This is a genomic window from Pedobacter aquatilis, assembly GCF_032678425.1.
In the GTDB taxonomy this organism is placed as follows: Bacteria; Bacteroidota; Bacteroidia; order Sphingobacteriales; family Sphingobacteriaceae; genus Pedobacter; species Pedobacter aquatilis_B.
On the sequence record NZ_JAVTSG010000002.1, the window covers coordinates 346,440 to 368,281 of the forward strand.

Annotated in this window: 22 protein-coding genes; 11 read left to right on the plus strand and 11 right to left on the minus strand. The window is 34.6% G+C overall.

Annotation, left to right across the window (positions count from 1 at the left end):
* Window positions 1–75: 75 nt before the first annotated feature.
* A complete protein-coding gene (locus R2Q16_RS07445) occupies window positions 76–426 on the minus strand; it encodes a hypothetical protein (RefSeq protein WP_316736179.1) in 351 nt (116 codons plus the stop codon).
* A gap of 913 nt (window positions 427–1,339) precedes the next feature.
* On the opposite strand from R2Q16_RS07445, the gene R2Q16_RS07450 reads away from it, so the two are divergent.
* The gene (locus R2Q16_RS07450; RefSeq protein ID WP_316736180.1) at window positions 1,340–1,684 is read left to right on the plus strand and encodes a single-stranded DNA-binding protein; all 345 of its coding nucleotides are present in this window, start codon (window positions 1,340–1,342) and stop codon (window positions 1,682–1,684) included.
* Between the two features lie 108 nt (window positions 1,685–1,792).
* Here R2Q16_RS07450 and R2Q16_RS07455 read toward each other — a convergent pair whose 3' ends face one another.
* The 3 genes from R2Q16_RS07455 to R2Q16_RS07465 all read right to left on the minus strand — a co-directional run bounded on the left by R2Q16_RS07455 (window position 1,793) and on the right by R2Q16_RS07465 (window position 5,920).
* Window positions 1,793–3,841: a TonB-dependent receptor gene (locus R2Q16_RS07455; protein ID WP_316736181.1), complete on the minus strand. Its 2,049-nt coding sequence runs from the start codon at window positions 3,839–3,841 to the stop codon at window positions 1,793–1,795.
* 87 nt (window positions 3,842–3,928) lie between these two features.
* Window positions 3,929–5,260: a sorbosone dehydrogenase family protein gene (locus tag R2Q16_RS07460; protein ID WP_316736182.1), complete on the minus strand. Its 1,332-nt coding sequence runs from the start codon at window positions 5,258–5,260 to the stop codon at window positions 3,929–3,931.
* 123 nt (window positions 5,261–5,383) lie between these two features.
* Window positions 5,384–5,920, minus strand: a complete 537-nt coding sequence (locus tag R2Q16_RS07465; protein WP_316736183.1) for a hypothetical protein — start codon at window positions 5,918–5,920, stop codon at window positions 5,384–5,386.
* A 403-nt stretch (window positions 5,921–6,323) separates the two neighbouring features.
* Between R2Q16_RS07465 and R2Q16_RS07470 the strand changes: the two genes are divergently transcribed.
* Window positions 6,324–8,543, plus strand: a complete 2,220-nt coding sequence (locus R2Q16_RS07470; protein ID WP_316736185.1) for an NADP-dependent isocitrate dehydrogenase — start codon at window positions 6,324–6,326, stop codon at window positions 8,541–8,543.
* A 271-nt stretch (window positions 8,544–8,814) separates the two neighbouring features.
* On the opposite strand, the gene R2Q16_RS07475 is transcribed toward R2Q16_RS07470, so the two are convergent.
* From R2Q16_RS07475 to R2Q16_RS07485, 3 genes are all read right to left on the minus strand, one after another.
* Window positions 8,815–9,069, minus strand: a complete 255-nt coding sequence (locus R2Q16_RS07475; RefSeq protein ID WP_316736187.1) for a hypothetical protein — start codon at window positions 9,067–9,069, stop codon at window positions 8,815–8,817.
* A 157-nt stretch (window positions 9,070–9,226) separates the two neighbouring features.
* Complete coding sequence (locus tag R2Q16_RS07480; RefSeq protein WP_316736188.1) at window positions 9,227–9,751, minus strand: hypothetical protein; 525 nt, start codon at window positions 9,749–9,751, stop codon at window positions 9,227–9,229.
* 48 nt (window positions 9,752–9,799) lie between these two features.
* Window positions 9,800–10,126: a hypothetical protein gene (locus R2Q16_RS07485; RefSeq protein ID WP_316736189.1), complete on the minus strand. Its 327-nt coding sequence runs from the start codon at window positions 10,124–10,126 to the stop codon at window positions 9,800–9,802.
* Between the two features lie 153 nt (window positions 10,127–10,279).
* On the opposite strand from R2Q16_RS07485, the gene R2Q16_RS07490 reads away from it, so the two are divergent.
* Entirely contained in the window at window positions 10,280–10,687 is a 408-nt protein-coding gene (locus R2Q16_RS07490; protein ID WP_316736190.1) for a hypothetical protein, read from the plus strand.
* A gap of 51 nt (window positions 10,688–10,738) precedes the next feature.
* Here the strand turns inward: R2Q16_RS07490 and R2Q16_RS07495 are convergent, their stop codons facing one another.
* Window positions 10,739–12,565, minus strand: a complete 1,827-nt coding sequence (locus tag R2Q16_RS07495; RefSeq protein WP_316736191.1) for a DNA polymerase III subunit gamma/tau — start codon at window positions 12,563–12,565, stop codon at window positions 10,739–10,741.
* A 157-nt stretch (window positions 12,566–12,722) separates the two neighbouring features.
* Window positions 12,723–13,595 (minus strand): AraC family transcriptional regulator, encoded by an 873-nt coding sequence (locus R2Q16_RS07500; protein WP_316736192.1) that lies wholly within the window; start codon window positions 13,593–13,595, stop codon window positions 12,723–12,725.
* Window positions 13,596–13,768: 173 nt separating this feature from the next.
* On the opposite strand from R2Q16_RS07500, the gene R2Q16_RS07505 reads away from it, so the two are divergent.
* Entirely contained in the window at window positions 13,769–14,365 is a 597-nt protein-coding gene (locus R2Q16_RS07505) for a hypothetical protein (protein WP_316736193.1), read from the plus strand.
* A gap of 205 nt (window positions 14,366–14,570) precedes the next feature.
* Here R2Q16_RS07505 and R2Q16_RS07510 read toward each other — a convergent pair whose 3' ends face one another.
* The gene (locus R2Q16_RS07510) at window positions 14,571–15,128 is read right to left on the minus strand and encodes a hypothetical protein (RefSeq protein WP_316736194.1); all 558 of its coding nucleotides are present in this window, start codon (window positions 15,126–15,128) and stop codon (window positions 14,571–14,573) included.
* Between the two features lie 277 nt (window positions 15,129–15,405).
* On the opposite strand from R2Q16_RS07510, the gene rpsF reads away from it, so the two are divergent.
* The 4 genes from rpsF (at window position 15,406) to R2Q16_RS07530 (ending at window position 17,765) form a co-directional block, all read left to right on the plus strand.
* Window positions 15,406–15,762, plus strand: a complete 357-nt coding sequence (rpsF, locus tag R2Q16_RS07515) for a 30S ribosomal protein S6 (RefSeq protein WP_290239999.1) — start codon at window positions 15,406–15,408, stop codon at window positions 15,760–15,762.
* Window positions 15,762–16,025 carry a 30S ribosomal protein S18 gene (rpsR, locus tag R2Q16_RS07520; protein ID WP_056093004.1) on the plus strand — a complete coding sequence of 88 codons (264 nt, stop codon included), beginning with the start codon at window positions 15,762–15,764 and terminating at the stop codon, window positions 16,023–16,025. The genes rpsF and rpsR overlap by 1 nt, the downstream gene beginning before the upstream one ends.
* A gap of 11 nt (window positions 16,026–16,036) precedes the next feature.
* On the plus strand, window positions 16,037–16,480 hold the full coding sequence (gene rplI / locus R2Q16_RS07525; protein ID WP_316736198.1) for a 50S ribosomal protein L9: 444 nt from the start codon (window positions 16,037–16,039) through the stop codon (window positions 16,478–16,480).
* A 217-nt stretch (window positions 16,481–16,697) separates the two neighbouring features.
* Entirely contained in the window at window positions 16,698–17,765 is a 1,068-nt protein-coding gene (locus R2Q16_RS07530) for a hypothetical protein (protein ID WP_316736200.1), read from the plus strand.
* Between the two features lie 33 nt (window positions 17,766–17,798).
* Here the strand turns inward: R2Q16_RS07530 and R2Q16_RS07535 are convergent, their stop codons facing one another.
* Entirely contained in the window at window positions 17,799–18,503 is a 705-nt protein-coding gene (locus R2Q16_RS07535) for an SDR family oxidoreductase (protein ID WP_316736202.1), read from the minus strand.
* Window positions 18,504–18,630: 127 nt separating this feature from the next.
* Between R2Q16_RS07535 and mtgA the strand changes: the two genes are divergently transcribed.
* The 3 genes from mtgA to R2Q16_RS07550 all read left to right on the plus strand — a co-directional run bounded on the left by mtgA (window position 18,631) and on the right by R2Q16_RS07550 (window position 21,838).
* On the plus strand, window positions 18,631–19,359 hold the full coding sequence (gene mtgA / locus R2Q16_RS07540; RefSeq protein ID WP_316736203.1) for a monofunctional biosynthetic peptidoglycan transglycosylase: 729 nt from the start codon (window positions 18,631–18,633) through the stop codon (window positions 19,357–19,359).
* An 89-nt stretch (window positions 19,360–19,448) separates the two neighbouring features.
* Window positions 19,449–20,513, plus strand: coding sequence for an acyltransferase (locus R2Q16_RS07545; protein ID WP_316736205.1), 1,065 nt, complete (start codon window positions 19,449–19,451; stop codon window positions 20,511–20,513).
* A gap of 158 nt (window positions 20,514–20,671) precedes the next feature.
* Window positions 20,672–21,838 carry an acyltransferase gene (locus tag R2Q16_RS07550; protein ID WP_316736207.1) on the plus strand — a complete coding sequence of 389 codons (1,167 nt, stop codon included), beginning with the start codon at window positions 20,672–20,674 and terminating at the stop codon, window positions 21,836–21,838.
* Window positions 21,839–21,842: the final 4 nt, after the last annotated feature.

Genomic DNA, 21,842 nt, shown 5'->3' on the forward strand with positions numbered 1-21,842 from the left:
GGCGAATGTGACATAAATGGTTTTGATTTAAGACAGATTGTATCAACTCATAATAGCCAATTAAAAATTTTTTAGTCACTTTTCTTTCTTTACTATTAAAATGTCTGTTTCATTAATCGCTAGATAACCATACTCATAGCAAAAAGTATAGGTGTGGCCATTTGAAGTTTGATGGATAGAAGTATGATAATCCAGATTAAACCCAGAGCCAAGCAATTTACTCCTGCTCACCTTAGCCTTTCCATCGGGGTTAAAAGTCGATAAAATAGAACGATTTCTTTTCAAAATCAGGTTAACGGCTTTAACGATAGCATTATCTTCAGCTTTAATATGGTTATTGTAGTTATTACGACAAAGGTCGTCACAAAATTTCTTATCAGCACGCCCTCTAACAGGGTTGCCACAATCGAGGCATAAACGGTCCATAATTTTATTTAAACTTTAAATTATGGGATGATGGCTAAAATTAATAAATTATATAAAGTAAAAAAATAAATCATTCAAAATCAGCTCCATAGCCGATTTTAAACGTTTATAAACGACTATAAGTGTTTATTAGCCGTGTAAGTAGAAAATGTATATGCACCTTTGTTCTGTCAATAGTTGTAAATAACTATCGTTCGTTAAATTCTCAGAAACAGATTTTACTACAGAATTAATTACAACCAAATCTGTATAAAAATCATAAGCTTTTACCCAAAATTAAGCAGTTTACAAAGCCTAAAATTCCATTTAAATTACTCCACTCTACAGGAGATGGATTTTAAAAATTAAGAAATATCAAACCAAACAAATTAAATAAGTCGTCTAAACCTATCGATCCTACATCCTAAGAAAAACGACAGCAATTTATGACTGAATAATGCCTTATTTGATAATACAAATAAGGCATTATCATTTTTGATGCTTGGTTCACAATAGTCTAATCAGACTATCCTTTTCTCAGTTAAAAAATCTACAAAACTTCCTTAAGCAAAAGCTTTAGGTCTTTGCAAAAAAAAATATTTCAAGTATTTAGCAAATAACATCCTGTACCAGTTTAAACCCACCTTTAAAAAAGAAGAAAAAGTACAGGTTTGAACGGATGTTAAAGGGATATCAGCCGGATGTGTGACGGATTTATTACAATTGTCTCCGTTTAAAATCCGCTTTAGATTAGCTAATAAAAAATAAAATTTGGTATAAATTTTACTGCGTGGATTTATCCGTTTTTAACCGTTTATACACGACTATAAATGTTTAATAACCGACTAGGCTTTTGGGCTTGTTGCACTTTTGGACTGTCGATAGTCGTGGTGGCTATTGGTCGTTAACAATTAAGAACCCAATTACAAAAGACATGGAAAATGTAACAAACAGAGTAACGCTTAGCGGATTTGCCGGTGCAGATGCAGAGATTAAAAAGTTATCAGAAAAACAAAAGTTAGCCAAAGTAAGACTAGCTGTAAATGAATATTATAAGAATGGCTCTGGCGAAGAGGTTAAAACTACACAATGGTTTAACTTAACCTTTTGGAATGCGAAAGCCGATTTTGCAGAAAAGCACATAATAAAAGGTACTTATTTGAGCATTGAAGGTCGACTTGTAAATAATTTCTACGAAAGTAAGGATGGTAGCAAACGCTACTCAATGGAGATTTTTGTTAATGAAATTCACTTAAAGGAACCAGAAAGTGTAGATTAATAAATATGCTGAAAGTACTTATTGATAAAGAAAAACATATTGCGCTGCAACAGTAGAACAATATCGACAGTTATAAAGCTTTAACAAATAAAACATCCTGATAAAGCTTTATAACTTTACTGCCAAACCTGCATAGAAATTTCTGGTTGCTGCGGCATTGAAATAACGGTTATTTGCTGCATTTAAATCATTGCCCAGACTATATTTTTCATTTAACAAGTTATTGATGCCTGCAAATACCTCAAAATTGGTTTTACCAATCATTAGGTTTCTGATTCCGGTTTTCGCTTCAATCAAATGATACTTTTGTGCGTAAACCGTGTTTGCATCATTTAGCGGAATGGATGAAGTGTAGTTATGTTGTGCAAAAAGAAATATGTCTTTCACAAAATTAAATTCTAAGCTGCTTACCAATGCATTTTCAGGAACACCAGTGAGTTTATTCCCCGTAAAATCGTTGCTTCCAATAATGAAATCTTTGAAGTGGTAATTGCTGAAGGTATAACTATTCCTCAATTGTAAACCATTTAAAAAATTACCCTTGTTTTGAATAATCCATATTGCGGTTTCCAATTCAATGCCTTTTTGTTTTGTACCTCCGGCATTAATGAAAAATTCGGTATCGTTGGCATTGAGCCTTCGCACGATAGCATCTTCTAACTGGTAACTAAATAGATTAGCATTCGCGTAAAATCGGTTGTTTCTCGTTTTATAACGTAAGCCAATTTCATAATTCCAACCTTTCTCTGCCTGCAAATTGCTGTTGATATTATTATCTGATGAGCGGACTTCGGCGAGTGTTGGTGGCGAATAACCTTTGCTTACCGAACCTCGAATTGAAAACTCAGGAATTATTAAATAGGAAACAGCAAGTTTAGGCATCAGCTGCGCACTAAACTTTCTTTGCTGCTCGGCAACTGCCACCGGAAAAAAGCTTTCGTATTTGTAATTGAAGAAGTTTAAACTTGAAGATAATTCGACCAATAATTTGCTATTGACATCGAAATTAAACCTCAAAAAAGCAAAATTCTGATTGGCTTTTAAATCATCGTAAGCCTGCATCGCTGCGGCCAAACCTGCATTATTATTAAAGTTTTTTACCTGCGTTCGGGTACCTGAACTTTCTACACCAGCCTGTGCATTCCATTTGAAATTTTCTTTTGCTTCTGCAAATTCTAAAAAGGTTCTTAAACCTAATGTACTTTCGTAACGCTTTTCGTAATTGGTAATAAAAGGGTTTTTGAAATCGGTATAGGTGGTGAACAAAGCAACTACATGCCTGAAATTCTTGTCGATTTGGTATGTATTGGATAAGCCTGCAAAGATGGTTTTATTATAAATCGCCGCTTGCTGTGTAACCGCTCCAGGAATGGTTGGAGTTGCTGGTCTGGCTTGTTTAGGGTTTTGCTCCAATTGTGCCGCCGTTAAGCCTCCAGGTGTTTGATAGGCTAAATCGCTATAAAAGATAAAGGCTTTTAAATAGCCTGAAGGGTTGTAATTCCATTGCTGGGTGGTTTGAAAATACTTGCGGGTCATCCCACTGTTTTCCCTGTAGCCATCGCTACGCTGATAACCTTGATTGATGCTAAAACTATATTTTTTAAATTGATGATTTACGCCAGCCGTTTGATGAAACAATCCGAATGAACCGCCAGATACTGATGCATCTATTTTATTTTGAATGGTATTCGAATTGATTAAAACCGCCCCTCCGGTATTCGCACCAAAAATACTGGCTTCCGGACCTTTGTAAACTTCTATTGAGCCAATGGCATTTACATCTAAAAGATTTAAATAGGTATTTCCTCCGGCATCGGTTAAGGGAAAATCATCAACATAAATTTTAATATTCCTGATACCAAAAGGCGACCTTAACAAACTTCCGCGAAGCGATAAACGGTAACTGCCAGGCGAACGCTCTTCCATTCGTAAACCCGGAACAGTATTAAAGGTACTTACTAAAGATGCGTTTGGTTGGTTTTGTATCAGGCTGCTATCCACCAGACTCACTGCAGAAACGGAGCGCAATATTGGCTGATTATTGTAATAACCCTTTACTACAACTTCATTTAATTTTTTCACGCTATCGGTTTGAATGATTTGGGCAGAAACAGAAAGGGTTAAAGCGGAGAGAGCAGCAGCTAAAATTGTTTTCAAGCGGATGGATTTTAAGGATTTCGTTAAATATAAAAGCAGATTAAAATTACAATTTTAATCTGCTTTGAAAATTTTTGAGGATTATTATTACTTAGCCGCTACTCTCCAAACCACTCCGCTCACATCATCAGCCACTAATAAAGCGCCATCAGGCATAAGGGTTACACCAACTGGTCGGCCGTAAACTTCGGCTTTTTCTTCGTTAGCAATAAATCCTGTTAAGAAATCTTCTGGTTTGCCTGTTGGCTTTCCGTTTTTAAATGGAACAAAGGCAACTTTATAACCTGCTATTTTTGAACGGTTCCACGAACCATGCTGACCAATAAATGCACCACCCTGATATTTAGCAGGGAATTTTGTGTCTTTATAAAAAGCCAAACCTAATGATGCCGTGTGTGAACCCACAGGAACATCAGGTACGATGGTTTTCTTAACCAATTCAGGTTTCTGACCTTTTAAACGAGGGTCTTCATTTTGACCAAAATAAGCGTATGGCCAACCATAAAATGCACCTTCTTTAACGCTGGTTATATAATCAGGTACTAAATCATCGCCTAAACCATCTCTTTCATTTACGGCTGTCCACAACATATTTGTACCAGGCGCCCAATCTACACCTACCGGATTTCTCAATCCGCTGGCATAAATTTTTTCTCCTGTACCATCAGGATTAATTTCCAGAATATTTGCCCGTCTAACTTCATTTTCCATTCCGTTTTCGCCAACGTTACTTCCTGAACCTACAGTTACATAAATTTTGCTTTTATCGGCATTGGTAATTAGGTTTCTGGTCCAATGGTTATTGTAGCCACCTGCAGGCAAACTTAATATCTTTTTACCTTGTCCGGTAATTTTAGTGTCGCCGGCTTTATATGGATATTGCCACAAGCCATCCGTATTGGCTACATAAAAACTATTACCAATTATTGCCATCCCATAAGGTTGATTTAAGCCCTCCAAAAATGTAGTTGTGGTTTCGGGTTTCCCATCTTTATTTTCATCACGATATAATATAATGGTATTTGCACTTTTACCCGGAACTTCTGATTTTGATTTGCCCGTTACCGCACCTGCAATCTTTTCGGCAGCACTTCTTTCTGAATTGGTTAGCACCACCAACACATCACCATTTGGCGTTACAATCATATTTCTAGGGCTTTTTATGCCTGATGCAAATTTGGTAACCACAAAACCTTCGGGAGCAATAGGGGTTTTACCTTCTGGCCATCCGATAACTTTACTGAACTTATTTTTCGATGCCGCAGTATCTGGTGCAGGAAGATTTAAATCTGTAACGGCTGTTTGAGCAGTTGTGTCGTTATTCAAACTATCGCTTTGCGAATTTGATTTTGAGCCTGATTGACAGCTAAATAAAACTGTCGCTGAAAATAAGCTAGTGTATAGGATCTGATTTTTCATCTATGTTTATAGGATTGATGCACTATAAACAGGAATAAATGAGAAGATGTTTTAAAGATCTTCTTTTTTCGAAATAGAAAGGTTCAATTTGATAAGTAACCAATAATTTATCGCTTTAAATTCCTAATTAGTTTCATAACCATAACTCCGCATTAGATAAATATAATAAATATTGAAGAGCCATAATATTCCACCAATAATCATTAGGATAATTTGCCTGACATTAAAGTTTTTCTGCTCTATGGCAATAATGTCTGCTGAATTTCTCTTTGCAAAATTTAATGCAGTAAATGGTTGTAGTAAAACGAACACTGAAAATATAGACAATATGCCGGCAGGAAATGGTAAGTAACTTAATAAGGTAGTTATAAGATAAGCCAAAAATAGTAAACCAGAATGAAAGCGTTTTTTATAAGATTTGCTAATTGCATATCCCTTTATTCTGGTAAATAATGGTATAATGAAAACAATTCCAAAAATTGTTCGTATTGCTGGTGCTAAATCAGCATTGTCTTTTTGTTGAAAAAATCGCCATGATTTATAAAACCACCATATTTGGTAAAATCCAAAGGTTAAGACTGAGAGTAAAATAAATTTATTTGTATCAATTAAGTATTGTGTTTCGATTTGCTTGGATGTATCGACTATATCTTCATTCATTGTGAGGCGTTTAATGCTTTGAAGATATAAAATTTTAATTATTTGGCAATAGTCCTAGCGTAAAAAGGCTCCACCTAGCATATATGCGTATTGTTTTTCAATCCATATCATAAAAATACTTCTTTTCATTTAAAAGTTATTGAGCTGCCTGTTTCTTTATCATTTAATGGTAAAACAAATTTGATAAGGTTTTCAATTTTGAATATTTTTAAAATTTGATAAAAACCTAACGGTAATTATTTGTTTATTGACGAAACTAAAAATAGATAGAGTGAACCCGAGAATTAACTTTACAATGTTCCTTAATTCATCTGTTTATTTTATCTTTAGGCGATTTTAAAATTCTGGATTTTATTCTAAATCCGATTTCTTGTTAATTAATTAGTAAAAATCAAATTAAAACATGTCAAATACATCAAAAATTATCTACACCAAAACCGATGAGGCGCCAATGTTGGCAACCTACTCACTTTTACCTATTGTACAAGCTTTTACCGCATCAGCAGGTATTGATGTAGAAACCAGAGATATTTCTTTAGCAGGAAGAATTTTGGCAAACTTTCCTGAGTATTTAAAAGATGACCAAAAAATTGGTGATGCATTGGCAGAACTTGGAGGCTTGGCAACAACACCAGAAGCTAACATCATTAAATTACCTAATATTTCTGCATCTATTCCACAATTGGTTGGTGCAATTACCGAATTGCAAGCACAAGGTTTTGCTGTTCCAAACTATCCTGGAAATGCACAAACGGAAGAAGAAAAAGAAATTAAAGCAAAATATGCTAAAGTTTTAGGTTCGGCTGTAAATCCGGTTTTACGTGAAGGTAACTCAGATAGAAGAGCACCGAAAGCGGTTAAAAATTACGCGAAAGCCAATCCACATTCAATGGGTAAATGGTCGGCAGATTCCAAAACAAAAGTGGCCAGCATGAGCGAAGGCGACTTTTATGGTTCTGAAAAATCGACTACTGTTGAAACTGCAGCTCAATTTAAAATTGAATTTGTTGCGGCTGATGGAACGGTAACTGAATTAAAAGGTTTAGCACCATTAAAAGCAGGCGAAGTGATTGATAGCTCGGCGTTGAGTTTATCGGCACTAAAATCTTTTGTAGCTAAAGAAATCGAAGAAGCAAAAGCTGCTGGTGTTTTATTATCAGCGCACTTAAAGGCAACGATGATGAAGGTTTCCGACCCAATTATTTTCGGTGCAATTGTAGAAGTTTACTTTACTGATGTTTTTGCAAAATATGCTGATTTATTTGCTTCATTAAATGTAGATACCCGTAATGGTTTAGGAGATGTTTACGCTAAAATTGCCGGCCATGCACAACAAGCAGAGGTTGAAGCAGCTTTAGCGGCAGCAATTGAAAACGGTCCGGCTTTGGCAATGGTAAATTCTGATAAAGGCATTACCAACTTACACGTTCCAAGTGATGTTATTGTTGATGCTTCAATGCCTGCAATGATTCGTACTTCGGGCCAAATGTGGAACAAAGAAGGTAAACCACAAGATACAATCGCTTTAATTCCAGATCGTTGTTATGCTGGTGTTTATACTGCAACTATTGATGATTGTAAAGCACACGGTGCTTTTGATGTAACCACAATGGGTTCTGTTCCAAATGTTGGTTTAATGGCTCAAAAAGCTGAAGAATATGGCTCACACGATAAAACTTTCCAGGCAACGTCTTCTGGTGTTATCCGTGTAACGGATGCAGATGGTAAAGTTTTCTTCGACCAAAAAGTAGAGCAAGGCGATATTTTCCGCATGTGCCAAACTAAAGATGCTCCAATTCAGGATTGGGTTAAATTGGCCGTTAACAGAGCACGCTTATCAGAAACGCCTGCAGTTTTCTGGTTAGATGAAAACAGAGCGCACGATAGCCAAATCATTGCCAAGGTTAACAAGTATTTAGCAGATCATGATACTGCTGGACTAGATATCCGCATTCTTGCTCCGATTGATGCAACTAAATTTACTTTAGAGCGTATTCGTAAAGGTGAAGACACCATCTCGGTAACGGGTAACGTATTGCGTGATTACTTGACAGATTTATTCCCGATTTTAGAATTAGGAACTTCTGCTAAAATGTTATCTATCGTTCCATTAATGAATGGTGGTGGTTTATTTGAAACAGGTGCTGGTGGTTCTGCACCTAAACATATTGAGCAATTTATTGAAGAAGGTTATTTACGTTGGGATTCGCTTGGCGAATTTTTAGCGCTTCAGGCTTCTTTAGAGCATTTATCGCAAACACAAAACAATGCGAAAGCACAGGTTTTAGCTGATGCTTTGGATGAAGCTAATGCTAAATTCTTAGCGACTGATAAATCTCCAGGTAGAAAATTAGGTACTATCGATAACCGTGGTTCACACTTCTATTTGGCATTATATTGGGCTGAAGCATTAGCTGCTCAAACTAAAGATGCTGAATTGCAGGCTCGTTTTGCGCCATTGGCAAAAGCTTTAACTGAAAATGAAGCGAAGATTAATGAAGAGTTAATTTCAGCGCAAGGTAAACCACAAGAAATTGGTGGTTATTATAATCCTAATGATGAGTTGGCTGGTCAGGCAATGCGTCCAAGTGCTACTTTAAACAGTGCTTTAGCAAGTTTATAAGTTTAAATATTTTTTAAGTATAAGAAACCCCGGTAATTTTTTTATCGGGGTTTTTGCGTAGTAAAGGTATTAATCTCTAAAAATATTTGCCGCGGAAACATAGAATACACGGAAAATAATTAGCCACTTATATTTTCTCAAATGCTTTATATGGTAAAATGAAAATTAAAAAAAAATATTTGCCACGGAAACACAGAATACACGGAACTAATTTGTCAATTATATTTCTTTAAATGTCTTGTATGGCAAATGAAAATTAAACCATTGCGGTTTATTTTATGTTACGTTCTTTTAAAATGGCTTGCAGTTCTTTCGCTCGTTTATTTTTAGGGTCGTTGGTTATTTTGTAGATCAGAAAAAGAGGAATAAGCAAAGCGATGGTGTAAGCGCTAAAGTAAATACTAAATAATACTATTCCGACCAGGAAACCTATAATAAAAGCATTCATAATCGAGAATGATTTTAATTGTTTGGCCTCTAGTAATAATTGTTCATCTGTTAATTCGGATAGATTGGTTTGTTCCATTTGGTTTAAAATATTAAAAGATGATAATATCATATGATACTATCATAATGCGTTTATTTTATATAATTATATGTGCTTTTAACTAAACTTGTTTGCTTATCAGGTTTCAAACTTTTTGCTAAATGCGTTATGATCTCTTATTTGCTGAATCTTTTGATTATTTATCAATGTACAAAAAAGTCGTATCTACCTCATACTGATATTTATTTTTGTTGAATTTGTATTTTGTAATTTGAAGTTTAGAAGGATCATAGGCCTCTGTTTCTTCTGATGAATGAATTGACAGCAAACCATTTTTTTCTTTTTTAAATTTTGCATTTTTTAAATAGTTCATAAAAGCCAATTTGTAATAATTATTGTGTTGGTTTAAGAATAAGCCATACATGCAACCACCTGTGCCGCAAGCACCCAAATAAACCAATAAATCTATCTTTCCATCTGCGTTGAAGTCACTTCTTTTAATAGATTGAATTTTTGCAGAACTGTCAGGGAGTTTAAAATTTGAATTTTTTGGTGGAATAATTTTTATGATATTTTCACTCTTTATCTCTCGCAACGAAAAGAGATTTGCCTGTTGGGTTTTTGTTTTTTTGTTTACAGCAATTTTCGTTCTTGCATCTTTTTGAGCGTGTAAGCTTAATATTAAAAACGCAAAGCCGATAATTAATATGATTCGTTTCATTTGAAATGAGTTATATTTTTAAATACTCACCACCTTATACAATTGAGCTTAAGTTTGCTTGCATGGCTCGTATTGTAAAATTAATTGTTTGTTAGCCATATAAAGAAAGATAAATTTCATTTTAGGTACATAGTTTCTTACCCTTGCCTTGTTGAATCGTGCCACTTCCTTATTTAATTTTTCCACTGCCTTATTTAACTTTTCCACTGTCTTATTTAACTTTGCCACTGTCTTATTTAATTTTGCCACTATCTTATTTAATTTTGCCACTGCCTTATTTAATTTTTCCACTGCCTTATTTAACTTTTCCACTGTCTTATTTAATTTTGCCACTATCTTATTTAATTTTGCCACTGACTTATTTAATTTTGACATTGCCTTATTGAACCGTGACACTGCCTTTTTGATAGGCTATGTTATATTTTATAAATAAAATTTAGAATGAATTCTAGGTCAAAGAATCTCAAGGCTATTAAAACCATACACCATAAGCCATTGTTATAATAAATAAAAATAGGAGATACCATCATGGCAGATAAAGAAAATAAAGGCTCGCAGGATAAAATCCACAGCACTACACAAAACAGTGAAATTAATAAGGAAAACTTATCTTACGATAAACATAAACAGAGTTACGAATTAGATGTAAAGGGAGAGGACAAGGACTATGATCACCCGATGGGCTACGAAACTGTTGCGGCTGGTGCGGTTGATGATGATTCTACTTATGATGAAGCAAACCCTTACGTGGGCGATGAATATGCCCGCAATGAAGAAATTGCAGACGATAATTTAGAGGAGTTAGGTATGCATGTAGATAATGGTGAAAGTGTAAAACTAAACCCAGAGGATGAAATTTTAGCCCGCACACCAGAAGATAACCGTGATGATTTAGATGAAGAAGGTTATCCGATTAATGATGCACCTGAGAAATAATATTTTTTAATCAGTAATCAGTTTGTGGTATTGATAGATGCTGCAAACTGATTATGGATTCACATCCAGGTTAAACCGTCTTCTCAATTCATCAAGTTTCGGGTTTTTATTCAGTAAATATTCGTAACGTTCTTTAGAGGTATAAAGCCTCTTTTCTAATTTACGTTCAGCATGTAAATAAGAAACTACGATACCAAAGTTGCGAAGCGTATTGCGTAAATAATTAAGCAACTCTACCGATTCTGCCTGTACCAAATCTTCCTGAGTTTTACTTTCAACAGAAATTACAATTTCCTCTGCCGATTTAAGCAGGGGCGGGAAATTATTCAATATGGTATAAGTGTTTATCTTATTGTCTTTTTTGAGTTTCTCGCAGTAATCGCTCCAAACCTCTACTAATCTTTCCTGGGTAAAAGGCTCTCGTGAATCGCCGGTAACAGTTTTGGGTTCGCCATCATCTTCTCCACTGGCCACACGCTCCAAATCATTTAAGGATGGAATAAGCGTACTGCCTGCATTGGCTTTGGGAATTTTTATGCTAATAGAAGTTGCAGATGGTATAGGTGAAACTCTTGGCGCTTCCTTTGGTTTTTCTTCTGCAACTGTAGCAACAGGTGCTTGACTAATAGGTTTAGGACTTTCACTTTCCGCTTTCGGCTTTTCGCTTTCAGCCTTCAGCTTTATGCTTTCCGCTTCCCCAGCTACGACATTAGTTTTTTTTTTATCCTGATCTGCGTCAGTTGCTGTGTTATTGTTGTTTAAAGGCTGTTGAGCGAGTTGAACCACCGACCGGATGTGGCACATTTTTATCAGTGCGAGTTCTACTTGTAAGCGCTGGTTCTTGGAGTTTTTATAGTTTAAGTCGCAAGCGTTGGCTAAATTCAATGCCGTTAACAAAAATGATAATTCTGTTTGCTTACATTGCTCCAGGTATTTTTGTCTGATGTTTTCACTTACCTCCAGCAATTTGATTGTTGCGGCATCTTTACCAACCAATAAATTACGGAAATGCGTAGCTAAACCATTGATGAAGTTATTTCCATCGAAACCGTTATTCAATATTTCATCAAACAACAATAAGGTCTGGCTTACTTCTGCAGCAGTTAGAAAAGACGTTAACTTAAAAAAGTAATCATAATCTAAAATATTCAGGTTATCAATTACGGCTTTATAAGTAATGTTTTTGTTTGCATAACTGGCAATCTGGTCGAACATGGAAAGCGCATCACGCAAACCGCCATCGGCTTTTTGTGCAATGATGTGTAAGCCATCGGCCTCAAAAGCAATGTTTTCCCTTTGGGCAATTTTAGCAAGATGTGCAGAAATGTCTTCAACCTGTATGCGGTTAAAATCAAAAATCTGACAACGGGATAAAATCGTGGGTAAAATTTTATGCTTTTCGGTGGTTGCTAATATAAATATAGCGTAAGATGGTGGTTCTTCTAAAGTTTTCAAAAAGGCATTGAACGCACTTTGAGATAGCATATGAACCTCATCAATAATATAAATTTTATACTTTCCGGCTTGCGGCGGTATTCTTACCTGCTCAATTAAACTACGGATATCATCAACAGAGTTGTTCGATGCCGCATCTAATTCGTGTACGTTAAAAGAATGTCCGTTTTGGAAAGACTGGCAATTGTCGCACTCGCCGCAAGCTTCCATTTCTGCTGTAGGATTAGTACAGTTAATGGTTTTGGCTAAAATACGGGCACAAGTGGTTTTACCAACACCTCGCGGACCGCAAAATAAAAAGGCCTGCGCAAGTTGATTGTTTTTAATGGCATTTTTTAAAGTTCCGGTAATATGCAATTGTCCAACTACAGTTTCAAATGTAGCCGGGCGATATTTACGGGCAGAAACAATAAAATTTTCCATCGGCACGAAAATAGGAATTTTTGTTGAGTTGGGGAGTAGGGAAGTTGGAATGTTGAAAAGTTGAAGTGACCAATATTCAATATTCAATTTTCAAATAGCAATTAAACAATTAAACAATTTACCCTAAAGACTAAAGACTAAAGACTAAAGACTAAAGCTACCTCATCACTGCCTTCAACTCCTGCCTATACTGCGAAGCACTCTTACCCGTAAACTCCTTAAAAAGCTTATTGAAATGGCTGAAATTATTAAAACCACTTTCAAAGCAAATATTTGCAATGCTGGTGGGTTTCTCTGCTAAAAGCTTCGATGCGTGTACAATTCGGTATTCGTTAACAAATCGGGTAAAGGTTTTCTTTGTTATCTTCTTAAAATACCGGCAAAAGGAGGGAACCGTCATGCTGCACATATCAGCAATATATTCCAGACTGATTTCATCGAGAAAATGATCTTTTACATAATTAAAAACCATGTTTATCCTGTCGTTATCCTGCACCTGCATTTCCAGGGAAAAACTTTGGGCATTTAGCAGTTTGTAGTCAGATGCCTGCTCCAATTCTCTCAATATACCTAATAAAGCCAGTAATTTTTCAAGCGGCCAGGCATTGTGCATCTTTTCCAATGTCGGGCCAACAAGTTTCATGGTATCTCTGCCGAATGCAATTCCATATTTAGCCTTTTCAAATAAGTTGGCAATTCCCCTGGTTTCTTTAAGTGTTAAAAAATCAGCACCTAAAAAATCAGGTTTCATTTGTATAACAACTTCTGTTTTATTACCGGTGTCAACATCAGTAAAGCCGCAATGGGGTAAATTGCTTCCAATTAATATTAAATCACCATCGTTATAATAAGAAACATGGCTACCGATTTGCCGCTTGCCAGAACCACCATTTACAAAAACCATTTCTATCTCCGGGTGGTAATGCCATAGGTGCGCCTTATTGTTCTCATTCTCTACATATTTAGAGTAATAAAATGAGCTACCAAAAGAGGGTTCAATTATTTCGAAACTTGGCCTTAGTTTTTTCATTTTTCTACACAAAAATAATAATTAAAATATAGTAAATTGATTCTTTTGTATATGAATTTGTTATTTAGGGGTAAAATAGCATATATATTTGAAAATATACAATCAACTATGTGTTTTATACTGTGGTAATTTAGTGGTGTTAAATAATTGTTCATCCTAAAGCATACATAAACATGAAAAACTTTATAAAAATTAGCCTTGTTGTAGCAGCAATATTTGCAGCTCCAGGTGTAAAAGCAAATGATGAAGTTGTTACCTTAAAAGTTAAAGCAGAAAATAATAAATCCATTCGTTTCTTTATCGATGAGGCGAAAGACATCGAATTAAGCATTAACGACTTAACCGATAATAAATTAATCTACGAGGAAAACATCCACGCTTCGGGCGCATCTACTAAAACTTACGATTTAAATGCATTGCCTGATGGCGATTACGTATTAAACGTAACTTCGGGTTCACAATTGGCGCAATATCCAATCCATATCGAAGATGATAAAGCAGAAGTTGCTGCACCAAAAATTACAGAACTTTTCAAGCCAGCTGTAATTAAAAAGGACGGTATGGTAACCCTTGATATCGATAATGCCGATAAAGGTCCGATTGAAGTTGAAATTATAAACGAATATAACGACCAACTTTACAAAGGTACTTTTACCGATAAAGCAAAGTTGACTAAGAAATTCAACATCAGTGGTACGCCATCAAAAGAATTAACATTTATCGTTAAAACAAACAAACAACAGTTCAGCAAAACAATAGAATCTCGCTAATTAGATTTTATAATTAAGTAGAAAGGGTTGCCTGTAAGGTAACCCTTTTTGTGTTATGGGTGGGTGTGCAGACTTTAGTCAGTTTTTAAGTCAGAAGGTTACTAATTTACCCTAACCCGATACGTTTAGTAATTTAATAAATATAAAAGGGGATTATCTGCTCAGATAACCCCCTTTTATATTTACCGAATATTGTTTTTCGCGACTAATTGCCCCAGTTAACCTGTATGTTGTGTTCTGCTGCGTACTTTTCCCCAAGTTCCAATAAGGTATCATAATTTTTATTGAAGCGGGCTCCATACTGCTGCTCAATTTTTTGAATGATTGCATCCTTATCTGCCTGACTTCCTTTTTTATCGCAGATTTCGGCGTATGCTAAGTATTCATTTTTATAAACCGGAATTACCAATTCGTAAAGCTGAATAGATTGTTTTTTTATTTCCTCTTCCTCAGCGCCGGAAGCAGAAAGTTTTTTTACCTTTTCCAGTGCTTGTTCCAGGTATAAAGCTTTGTTATTGATGTTTGTTGAAGCCTCATCTCCTTTCTTCTTGCTGGATGGGATATCCGGATATTCTTTAGTTTCATCGTTAATGTGACGTGCTAGATTTGGGCTTGCAAAATCATTTACCATATTAGTATTAAGGATTGCGATATCAAAGAATTTTTCAGGTGTTTCTGAACAGGCTGAGAGCAGAAGCGTAGTACATATTAAAAATAAGACAGCTATTTTTTGGGATAATACCTGTAGTTTGTTTTTTTTCATTTAAATAGATTTTTGTTTAAAATTTAATGGTATTCGAAGCAAAGATTAAGCCGATTTACAGCAGCTCTGATATCGTTTACTTTGCGTGAAGTATTAATGATGCAGATATTTAAGGTTATTTCATGATAGTTGCTTATAAATCAGGCAGAAGAAAAATGATTTTAATGAAATCATTTTTGTAGTTTTTCTATTAAAGGTTTGATTTTAAGAATTATATTGTTACTTTTGCAACCCCGTAATATACCTCGGGATTAAAAAATTAAAAAATTTTATAACAATGAATCAGTACGAAACTGTTATCGTTCTAACCCCGTTGTTATCAGAAGAAGTTGCGAAAGAAGCTATGGCTAAATTCAAAGCTGTTCTTACTGATGGCGGAGCCGAAATTATCCACGAAGATAATTGGGGTTTAAGAAAATTAGCGTATCCGATCGCTAAAAAATCAAACGGATTTTTCAATTTAACTGAGTATAATGCTCCAGGTGATTTGATTGCTAAATTAGAGTTACAATTAAAGCGTGATGAGCGTGTGTTACGTTTCTTAACCATCAGGTTAGACAAACATGCAGTTGCTTACAACGCAAAAAAACGCAGCGGTGCGTTCAACAAAAAAACTAAGGAGGTTGCAGCGTAATGGCAAGAGAACAAATTCAATACGTTACTGCCCCTAAAGTAGAGGATAACCGTAAAAAATATTGCCGTTTCAGAAAAAATGGTATTAAATACATTGATTACAAAGACGCAAACTTTTTGTTAAAATTCATTAACGATCAAGGTAAATTATTACCACGCCGTTTAACTGGTACTTCGTTAAAATTTCAACGTAAAGTGGCTCAAGCTGTAAAGCGTGCTCGCCACATCGGTTTGTTACCTTTCGTTGCTGACCAATTAAAATAGGAGGATTTGATATGGAAATTATTTTAAAACAAGATATTAAATCATTAGGCGAGAAAGACGATATCGTTACAGTAAAGCCAGGTTATGGTCGTAACTATTTAATTCCGCAAGGATTTGCAACTTTAGCTACTGTTTCTGCAAAAAAAGTTTTAGCTGAAAACTTAAAGCAAGCTGCTTTTAAACAAGATAAAATTAAGAAAGATGCTGAAGGTATTGCTGAGCGTTTAACTGAGGTTAAACTTTCTATCGGTGCTAAGGCAGGCGAAAGCGGTAAAATATTTGGTGCTGTTAATACTATCCAAATCGCTGAAGCATTAAAAGCTCAAGGTTTTGATGTTGACCGTCGTCGTATTACTTTCGAAACTGAACCTAAATTTGTTGGCGAATATGTTGCTAACTTAAACTTACACAAAGAAGTGAAAGTTCAGGTTCCTTTCGAAGTTATCGCTGAATAAGCATTTCTTTAAAACATAAAAAAAGTCCTTTCATTAATTTGAAAGGACTTTTTTTATGCACTCATTTTTGTAGAATGGTATGCTCAATTCTATTCTCTGTTGGGGATTTTTTTTCGCTATAAGTTTTTTAAAATTAAAATTTTAATGGTCAATTGATATACAGTGGCATATTATGCATTTGGTAACCTTTTTGTCTTTAAAAACGGAAAAACCAAGTATGAAATCAAAAATTACCATTTTAATTAGTCTTTTGATCTATTCTTTTGCAAACGCTCAGAAGGTAGATTTGGATAGAGCATACGCTACATATGCTTTTACTTCTTTACCAAGTAACCCACTTCCTGCAGAATACAAATCTTATAATGTATCTGCAACTCTTAATACCTCAAGCGCTAACATATCAGCTTCAGAAATCGAAGACAGAGGTAATATTTCTGGTTTTCAGAAAGTTGATAAAAAAACAAAAGCAGATTTATCAGTTCAATTTAAGTTTGGCGACTTTATGATAGATAATGCCGAAATTAAAGAGCGGGTAGAGATTACTAAAGACAAAACAGGAAAAGAAACTGGCAGGAAATATTATTATTGGGCTGTAATAACATATTCGTTTTCCGGGAGTTTTCGTTTAGTAAATAATATCTTAGGCCATGATTTAATGAATAGTGTATTACAAACTCAGTATTCTAAGTTAACCCATAACTCGTCAGAATATTCAACAAGGTCTGAAGCATCAAGTTATTGGAATAATAACAAGGAAACAATTAAATCAAATCTGATAACTGAAGCGGTAAAGAGCAGGATAGACCAATCGAATAGTATAATTACTAATAAATATGGATATCGCCAGGCAAAATATAATTATCTAATTTGGTTCCAGGGCGAGAAGAAACATTCCGAATTTGAGCTTAATAACAAAATGATAGAACAGCTAAAAGCCGCATCTTTGCTTATTCGAGGAAATCAACCTATCACTCCAGAAATAAAGGAAAGTTTCAAGCCTGTTATTGATTATTTTAATGATGTCAAAACCAGATTTAGCAAAGATGATAAGTCGGATAAGAAAATGCGTTATTCAGCATTTTTTAATTTAGGATTTATATATGTAATGCTGGAGGATTTTCCTAATGCACGAAAGGAAGCTGAAGGGCTTTTTAATAATGATTATGACAAAAAAGATAGTAAGGATATCATTAAAGAAATTGATAATGCTGAAGAACAATTAAAAATAAACAATACTACAACCAGACATTTTGTAAGTAAACGTGTTTCAGCTGATACACTTTAGCAAAAAAGCCTCCCGAGAATCGGGAGGCTTTTTTTATCCTTTAGGTGTCGTCGGTCTTATCTCTACCTTACTTGGTAAAGTTCTGGCAGGCATCGCCAATAAATCAACAATTAATTTCCCCATGTCTTCAGGTTGAATTTTCCAGGCATCATCTTGTTCGTTAGGATTGTGCTCGTTGAAATGACTGGCTACAGAACCCGGCATAATTGTACTTACTTTAACACCGTATTTTCTTAAATCGAGCATTACAGATTGCGTAAAACCTGTTAAACCAAATTTACTGGCATTATAAGCAGAACCACCAGCAAAGAAGTTTGTTCCTGCTAAACTTGAAATGGTAAATATATGTCCTTGTGTTTTCTTGATTTCTGCAACAGTAGCTTTAATACTATAAAATACACCTGTTAAGTTGGTATCGATAATATCATTCCAATCTTTAACCTCTATCTCATCAATTGGTGCAAAATGCCCAACACCTGCATTGGCAATTAAAACATCCATTCGACCCCATTTTTCGATAATTAAATTTACGGCTTCTTGCTGCGATGCAAAATCTTTAACATCTGCTTCAATTGCCAATACATCACCATGTGCAACCAATTTAGATGCTGCTTCGTTTGCACTATTTATAGTTCTGCTTGTAATCGCAACTTTATAACCATTCTTTAATAAAGATTCTGCAATTCCGTAACCTATTCCTTTGCTTCCGCCTGTTATTAAAACTGTTTTCTGACTCATAATTTTGTTTCTGATTTAACCAATGAAATGCAAATATGTTTAAGCATATTTAAAATTAAGTATTCAAAGTGTCAGAAAGGGAAAGTTTGAAATTATAGCAAGATTAAGATTTTATTAACTTTGCTACATGGCGAAAAGACGAAGCACTAAATCGAAATCAACAGCAAAAAGACCTTGGCTAAAAAAGACAATTAATATTGCAACTAAGGTATTTATCTATTTTTTATTGGTTTCGGTTATCTGGGTTATTGCCTTACGTTTTATTAATCCACCGATAACCTTATTGATGGTTTTGCGCAACATTGAACGCAAAGCAGATGGAAAGCCTTTTAAACTGGAGAAAAAGTGGGTAAAGTTTGAAGATATTTCAGATAATATGAAACGTGCGGCGGTTTCTGCCGAAGACCAGCTTTTCCTTAAACATATTGGTTTCGATTTTAAGTCGATAGAAAAAGCATTTGCCAGCAATGCTAAGGGTAAGAAAATAAAGGGTGGAAGCACCATTTCTCAGCAAACTGCAAAAAATGTGTTTTTATGGCCCGGTCGTTCGTGGATTAGAAAAGGTTTCGAAGCTTACTTTACTTTGTTAATTGAGATTTTCTGGAGCAAAGAACGGATTTTAGAAGTTTACTTAAATGTTATTGAAATGGGCGATGGTATTTACGGTGCAGAAGCTGCTGCCCAGGAATATTACAATAAATCTTGCCATAAACTTAGCCGTAACCAGGCTGCTTTAATTGCTTCGTGTTTCCCAAACCCGCGTAGATGGACACCTAAAAATGCAACTCCTTACATCAGGCATCGCCAGTATCTTATATTGAGGAATATGAAAAGATTAGGGCCTTTAGATTTTTAACAAAAATCAAATTATAAGCTAGTGGCTTCCCCTGAAAAATGATTAGTTTTAATGATTCGAATTAGGATGCTTAAATGTTTCAAGGGTTAATGAAAGAAACCAAACACTTTGTTTTCCTGGATGGATTGAGAGGTATCGCTGCAATTGTTGTCGTTATATTTCATCTTTTTGAATCTATTTATCAAAAGCAGCATGTTAACCTCTTTGCGCATGGTTTTTTAGCGGTTGATTTCTTTTTCTGTCTTTCCGGCTTTGTTATAGCATACGCTTATGATGATAGGGTTGGAAAGCTAGGCTACTTACCTTTTATAAAGCGTAGGCTGATTAGGCTTCATCCATTGGTAATATTGGGTTCAGTATTGGGGCTTGCCATATACCTTTTTGATCCCTGGGCTAATTATTCGATATCCTGGAATCCTGTCTTAATTGTAACGGCTTACTTTCAATCCAATGTATTGATTCCAACTACCATCCCAGTATCAAATAGATACGGAAATTTATTTCCCTTTAATCCACCATCCTGGTCATTAAGTTTAGAATATTTAGCCAATATCATTTATATACTAATTTTAGTTAGATTGCCACGTAAGGGGTTAATTCTTATATTTTCATGCTCACTACTGGTACTAATTTATCTTGCTCATAAGTTTGGAACTTTATCTGGTGGGTGGCATTCGGAAACCTTAATTGTGGGTATAGCAAGAATGAGTTTCTCATTTCTTGCAGGCCTAATTATAAAAAGATATTCTATTCGAATCAAAGATAAAGCCAACCCGATATTTGTAATGATATTGCTTTTAGTCGCTTTGGCAATGCCTTATTTGAAATATAATTGGCTTGTAGAGGTCTTTATTGTAACCGTATTATTTCCGACTATAATCGCATTGGCAGCAGGTGTGCAAATTTCGAATAAATTAAAATACACTGCAGATATCTTAGGAAGATTATCTTACCCGCTGTATATAACTCATTACTGGTTTATTACCATCCTCAGTAACTATTGTAAAATATATCAACTTAATAATGTAACTGCTTTATTGGTTATATTAACTGCCACTTGCGGTTTAATTTTACTAGCTTATGTGGCCTTACGTTTTTATGATGAGCCTTTGCGGAAGTGGCTAAATAAAAAATTAGTTAGATATACTAATTAAGTTTGAGTTCAAATTTAAATGCGCTTTTAACTTCAGTTAATCATTTTTTCTAAACGGATAATAATTTGTATAAAAAGCTAATTTATCCCACTATACATCACTATTATTTCTATTTTTACAGGAGATCTTAATCATAAAATAATCCTCCCTGCATCTAAATGTCTACTTACCAGCAAAATGCTCATAGAGTAATTCCGTATAATCCGCAGTTGGATGGTTTAAGGTTTTGTGCAGTTCTTTTTGTATTATGTTATCATTGGTTAGCAAAAGTATTTACTGGAGAAGCAAGTTACTTTTTCTTAGGTTTTATAAATTTCTTTTTTGTATTAAGTAGCTACTTAATCACTAAGATATTAATTACATCGAAAAACAAAGCAAATGAACTTGGGGTTTCTGGTCTCAAGACAATCTTTTTTTTTCTGTTTAGAAGAAGTATTAGGATTTTTCCTGCTTACTATTTGTACTTAATAATCTTACTGTTTATACCTGTACTTGGTGATGAAATTAATAGAAATTCAGCAATGTATTTCGCATACCTTTCAAATTATCAGATATATTATGAACAGGTATGGCCCATTTCAACAGCTCATTTATGGACACTTGCTGTTGAAGAACAATACTACATTATTTGGCCTCTAATTATAATTTTCCTACCTGAAAAATATATTTTTAAAGCCTTGATTGGAATCGTTCTTTTAGGAATCTTTCTGAGAATATTCTTTTATATACCACCAGTAAATATTCCACAAGACATTTTAACGCAATTCTGTATTGATTCTTTTGCAATTGGCGGTTTACTGGCATATAAGTATTCTAGGGCGGAATATGAGATGCATTGGGTTTCTAGATGCTTTAAGTACTTATTACACCCATCGATTATAATCGCAATTATTTCGTTTTTCGTAAAGTCTCACTATTTTTCTTTTGTAATAAACAGCTTCGTATTTTCTATAATATCCTACAAACTTATTGATATTGCAATTTTTGGATATAAAGGGTATTTAGGAAGATTCTTGCAAAGCAAAATTGTACTTTACTTAGGTAAAATTAGTTACGGGATATATTTATATCACTTAGTTGTCCCAATTGTTTTTTGGCAGGTGTTTAATAAAATCTATAACCGATTATATGTTTCGGACCCAGAATTTTTTATAGAAAATAAAAAAGGAATAAGTCTTTTTATAAAAATAATATCATCACAGATTAGTTGTTTTATAATCTATTCAGTTATAACAGTAATTGTTGCAACGCTATCCTGGCACTTGGTTGAAAAACAATTTAATAAATTGAAATTTTTGGTAAGTCCGAAAAACAAGATAAAATAATTTA

What these genes read in the sequence shown, in the direction of transcription:
- R2Q16_RS07470 (WP_316736185.1), top strand. Translation starts at nt 6,324, where the DNA reads ATGTCAAATACATCAAAAATTATCTACACCAAAACCGATGAGGCGCCA.
- R2Q16_RS07535 (WP_316736202.1), bottom strand. Translation starts at nt 18,503, where the DNA reads ATGAGTCAGAAAACAGTTTTAATAACAGGCGGAAGCAAAGGAATAGGT.
- R2Q16_RS07495 (WP_316736191.1), bottom strand. Translation starts at nt 12,565, where the DNA reads ATGGAAAATTTTATTGTTTCTGCCCGTAAATATCGCCCGGCTACATTT.
- R2Q16_RS07545 (WP_316736205.1), top strand. Translation starts at nt 19,449, where the DNA reads ATGAAAGAAACCAAACACTTTGTTTTCCTGGATGGATTGAGAGGTATC.
- R2Q16_RS07475 (WP_316736187.1), bottom strand. Translation starts at nt 9,069, where the DNA reads ATGGAACAAACCAATCTATCCGAATTAACAGATGAACAATTATTACTA.
- R2Q16_RS07480 (WP_316736188.1), bottom strand. Translation starts at nt 9,751, where the DNA reads ATGAAACGAATCATATTAATTATCGGCTTTGCGTTTTTAATATTAAGC.
- rplI (WP_316736198.1), top strand. Translation starts at nt 16,037, where the DNA reads ATGGAAATTATTTTAAAACAAGATATTAAATCATTAGGCGAGAAAGAC.
- rpsR (WP_056093004.1), top strand. Translation starts at nt 15,762, where the DNA reads ATGGCAAGAGAACAAATTCAATACGTTACTGCCCCTAAAGTAGAGGAT.
- R2Q16_RS07510 (WP_316736194.1), bottom strand. Translation starts at nt 15,128, where the DNA reads ATGAAAAAAAACAAACTACAGGTATTATCCCAAAAAATAGCTGTCTTA.
- rpsF (WP_290239999.1), top strand. Translation starts at nt 15,406, where the DNA reads ATGAATCAGTACGAAACTGTTATCGTTCTAACCCCGTTGTTATCAGAA.
- R2Q16_RS07500 (WP_316736192.1), bottom strand. Translation starts at nt 13,595, where the DNA reads ATGAAAAAACTAAGGCCAAGTTTCGAAATAATTGAACCCTCTTTTGGT.
- R2Q16_RS07450 (WP_316736180.1), top strand. Translation starts at nt 1,340, where the DNA reads ATGGAAAATGTAACAAACAGAGTAACGCTTAGCGGATTTGCCGGTGCA.
- R2Q16_RS07530 (WP_316736200.1), top strand. Translation starts at nt 16,698, where the DNA reads ATGAAATCAAAAATTACCATTTTAATTAGTCTTTTGATCTATTCTTTT.
- R2Q16_RS07550 (WP_316736207.1), top strand. Translation starts at nt 20,672, where the DNA reads ATGTCTACTTACCAGCAAAATGCTCATAGAGTAATTCCGTATAATCCG.
- R2Q16_RS07460 (WP_316736182.1), bottom strand. Translation starts at nt 5,260, where the DNA reads ATGAAAAATCAGATCCTATACACTAGCTTATTTTCAGCGACAGTTTTA.
- R2Q16_RS07465 (WP_316736183.1), bottom strand. Translation starts at nt 5,920, where the DNA reads ATGAATGAAGATATAGTCGATACATCCAAGCAAATCGAAACACAATAC.
- R2Q16_RS07490 (WP_316736190.1), top strand. Translation starts at nt 10,280, where the DNA reads ATGGCAGATAAAGAAAATAAAGGCTCGCAGGATAAAATCCACAGCACT.
- R2Q16_RS07445 (WP_316736179.1), bottom strand. Translation starts at nt 426, where the DNA reads ATGGACCGTTTATGCCTCGATTGTGGCAACCCTGTTAGAGGGCGTGCT.
- mtgA (WP_316736203.1), top strand. Translation starts at nt 18,631, where the DNA reads ATGGCGAAAAGACGAAGCACTAAATCGAAATCAACAGCAAAAAGACCT.
- R2Q16_RS07505 (WP_316736193.1), top strand. Translation starts at nt 13,769, where the DNA reads ATGAAAAACTTTATAAAAATTAGCCTTGTTGTAGCAGCAATATTTGCA.
- R2Q16_RS07485 (WP_316736189.1), bottom strand. Translation starts at nt 10,126, where the DNA reads ATGTCAAAATTAAATAAGTCAGTGGCAAAATTAAATAAGATAGTGGCA.